The sequence below is a fragment of the Brenneria alni genome (genome assembly GCF_003666245.1).
GTDB lineage: Bacteria > Pseudomonadota > Gammaproteobacteria > Enterobacterales > Enterobacteriaceae > Brenneria > Brenneria alni.
In genome coordinates, this window is record NZ_MJLZ01000091.1 from 1 (window position 1) to 3,201 (window position 3,201).

4 protein-coding genes are annotated in these 3,201 nt (G+C 43.2%); all 4 read left to right on the forward strand.

Annotated elements, in window-relative coordinates; translation table 11 throughout:
• Positions 1–373: 373 nt before the first annotated feature.
• Positions 374–604 carry a helix-turn-helix transcriptional regulator gene (locus tag BIY29_RS19680; RefSeq protein WP_080335452.1) on the forward strand — a complete coding sequence of 77 codons (231 nt, stop codon included), beginning with the start codon at positions 374–376 and terminating at the stop codon, positions 602–604.
• Positions 605–738: 134 nt separating this feature from the next.
• Positions 739–2,151, forward strand: a complete 1,413-nt coding sequence (locus BIY29_RS19685; RefSeq protein WP_121576695.1) for a YfjI family protein — start codon at positions 739–741, stop codon at positions 2,149–2,151.
• Between the two features lie 316 nt (positions 2,152–2,467).
• Positions 2,468–3,037 (forward strand): inovirus Gp2 family protein, encoded by a 570-nt coding sequence (locus BIY29_RS19690; protein ID WP_276310305.1) that lies wholly within the window; start codon positions 2,468–2,470, stop codon positions 3,035–3,037.
• 19 nt (positions 3,038–3,056) lie between these two features.
• A partial coding sequence (gene tnpA / locus BIY29_RS21105) for an IS66 family insertion sequence element accessory protein TnpA (RefSeq protein WP_420808440.1) occupies positions 3,057–3,201 on the forward strand: 145 nt, incomplete at its 3' end.

Below are 3,201 nucleotides of genomic sequence, written 5' to 3' on the forward strand. Positions count from 1 at the left end.
CCTGGTGTACAGAATTCAAAAAAATGGATGCTAAACAGTAATCTCTTTTAATCTGAGAGTTATTTATATACTCGTAATTCTCAGATCATATGTGAGAGTTTTTTTATGAAGGATGGTTTGAGCCATTCCCCTTTTATGATTCTCCTGTCCTCCAGCATGAATCTTTCAAATATCATTTTTGTAATATATGGTTTTCTGAGTGCACACGCCCTCAGTCATAGCAAGATATCCCTTAATAAGGGAAAAGCAATAATTTGTTAACTCGCTGATAATTATGTGTTTATTGGTCGCAATCCTTAATGAGGATCGTGGGTGTTGCGCATGCTTCTTGGCACCAGCATGATAATTTCACGCTATCAACAAGGAAACTCAAATGATGCCTTTTAAGTTAACTAATGAACAACGTATCAAAGTCTTAAGAGATTACGGTGAAACTTGTGATCGATTAGTACGAGAAAAAGAGCGGCAATATATTACCTCTATTTCTCGCTCAACAGCGTGGAAACTGGAACAGTCTGGTAAGTTTCCACTGCGTAAGTCCATTGGTCTGAAATCCTGTGGATGGTTACTAAGTGACCTGCTCTATTGGATCAATGAGCGTTAGTATCGATGTGTTTTTTACATTTATTTTTTTTGTTTTTTTTGAGTGCCCCGTGTTCATCCTGCTATTTCTGCCATTAATAGCGGCATAGCGATGTGAGGGGAATCATTTTAAACGTTAATGAATAAGAGGTATCTATGCTGTGTGGTCGTCCTTTCCCTGTACATGTGTTCCCGCAGATCATCAGAAATGCGGTTTATGAAGTGGAACAGCATACGCAGGCTCCCCAGGCTTTGATTGCTGCATCGGTATTGGGGGTTATTTCGCTAGCCTGCCAGAACCGGATTGATGTGTGCCGACTGAATAATCTGCGCAGCCCGGTATCACTTTTTTTACTGACACTGGCGGAATCTGGAGAACGCAAAAGCACGGTGGACAAACTGCTGATGAAACCATTATATCAACTGGAAGAAGAATGGTTTGAAAAATATACCCAGGACATGATTATCTGGCGGAATGAGGAAATGGCTTTTAATGTTGAAAAGAAAGCCCTGATGTCGAAACTGAAATCAGATATTCGTCGTAATAAAGATCACTCTGCAACGAGCGAACGTCTGAAAGCGCTACTGGTGGCGTCCCCGAAAGCACCGGTCAGGTTCAGGCAGATATACAACGATGCCACACCTGCGGCGATGAAAGACTCTCTCTGTGGACGCTGGCGGTCCATCGGGCTTATGTCTGATGAAGCTGGCACCATTTTTAACGGCTACGCGCTAAATGAACTGCCTTTCATCAATAAAATGTGGGATGGTGCAATGTTTCCCGTGGAAAGAAAAAGCGAGCCAGATAAATTAATCAAAGATGCCAGAATGACGCTGGGGCTGATGATTCAGCCTGATGTGTTTAAAAAAGGGTATTTGGAACGAAAAGGCGATGCCGCGAAAGGGATCGGATTCTTCGCCCGATGTCTGATATGTCAACCTAGTTCAACACAGGGCTACAGGCAAATTACCAGCCCGGTTGTCTCAAGTGAGCATCTGCCGGTATTTCATCAACGACTTATAGACATTGTTAACGAGAGCATTGCCAGAAATGAGGGAAATGAGCGTCAGTGTCTGCGTTTCTCTCCTGAAGCAGAAAAAAGCTGGCTCGAATTTTATAACAAAGTCGAGTCAGAAATGGGGCTGATTGGCCTCCTGTCTGATTTTAAGGATTATGCTTCTAAAATGGCGGAGAATATGGCGAGGATCGCTGCACTGCTGCATTACTTTAACGGCGATGAAGGAGATATATCCCTTACTGCGGTGGAAGCCGCAGTAGATATAATCGCCTGGTATGTGGATGAGTATGTGAGAATTTTCTCTAAACCCCAGACGTTACTGCTGGTAAGTTCAGAAGCAGACGAGCTTTACTCGTGGATAAAAGATTATTGCTACAGGTGTGTGGTGCCGTATATCAGGAAGACAACCATCCTGCAATATGGTCCGAACCGGTTCAGGAACCGGAGTAAAGTGAATGAACTGCTCAGTACACTTTATTCGCAAAACAAAATACGGGCAGAGAAAAGAGGGAAAACCATTTTCATACAACCTGTTGATGGTTTTATATAACGAACAGAGAAAAGACAAGACGAAATAATCACTTTATTAAAGAGTCATTACTGTAACTAATTACAGAGTAACTTTTAAACAGCCATCACAGGCTGGGGCTACCTCCGTCTCAAATTTAGATGTTGGATAGGTATTATAATGGCATTGTATACCCCTACTACTTGTATTAACCTGTAAGAGTAGTAATCAGATCAGTATGTCCGTACTAAAATCTGATACCAGTATATACCGACAATAGTGACCAAGAATAGCCCTGCCTGTATGGCATCTTTGTACGGTCTGCTATAGACCGTAGGATCTACTACAGGTATATATTATGAAAACATATAAAGGTACTCATGGAGTACATATCCTCGAATATCAGAGCAAGATTAATAAATTATTATGTTATTTGACTAACCGTTACCCTAGGTTAACGGCGGTACGTGTCGATCTCCATTATCCGAAGATAGTTGATGACGGTGACAATATTTGTTGCTTCCCTAATCTGGAACCAGGGGTGATATCCCGGATGCGTGAGTCCCTCAGAGCTAAGCTGGAGGCTGACCGTACTCGTAAGGAGCGTGAAGGTAAACGCATCTACCGTTGCCCTTTATTTATTATATGGGCGAAAGAGTATTCTGAGTCAGGTAAATGCCACTACCACATTTGCCTGTTGTTCAACAAAGACGCTTACTACCACCTCGGGGATTACGATCAGGACGATAACCTGAGAGGGATGATCACAGGGGCCTGGTATAGCGCCCTGAGGTTGGAGAGAGACGATCACCCTGGTCTGGTCCATTTTCCTGACAACTGTAAGTACGTGCTGGATACCAATGTAAGCGTCCGGCAAACTCATATTGTTAACAAAACTCTGCTGCCACATGCTGCCCTCACTCAATAAAACGAACCTGAGGTAAAATATGGCAAAACGGCATTCTCACCGTGAACGGCAACAGCATCTCGACGCCTGGCAACAGAGCGGGTTAACTAAACAACACTATTGCCGGCAACACGATTTGAACCCGGCCACCTTTTATTACTGGCTCAAACATCATCACGATGACG

Excerpts from the sequence above, each read along its gene's own strand:
- BIY29_RS19680 (WP_080335452.1), top strand. The coding sequence starts at position 374 with ATGATGCCTTTTAAGTTAACTAATGAACAACGTATCAAAGTCTTAAGA.
- BIY29_RS19685 (WP_121576695.1), top strand. The coding sequence starts at position 739 with ATGCTGTGTGGTCGTCCTTTCCCTGTACATGTGTTCCCGCAGATCATC.
- BIY29_RS19690 (WP_276310305.1), top strand. The coding sequence starts at position 2,468 with ATGAAAACATATAAAGGTACTCATGGAGTACATATCCTCGAATATCAG.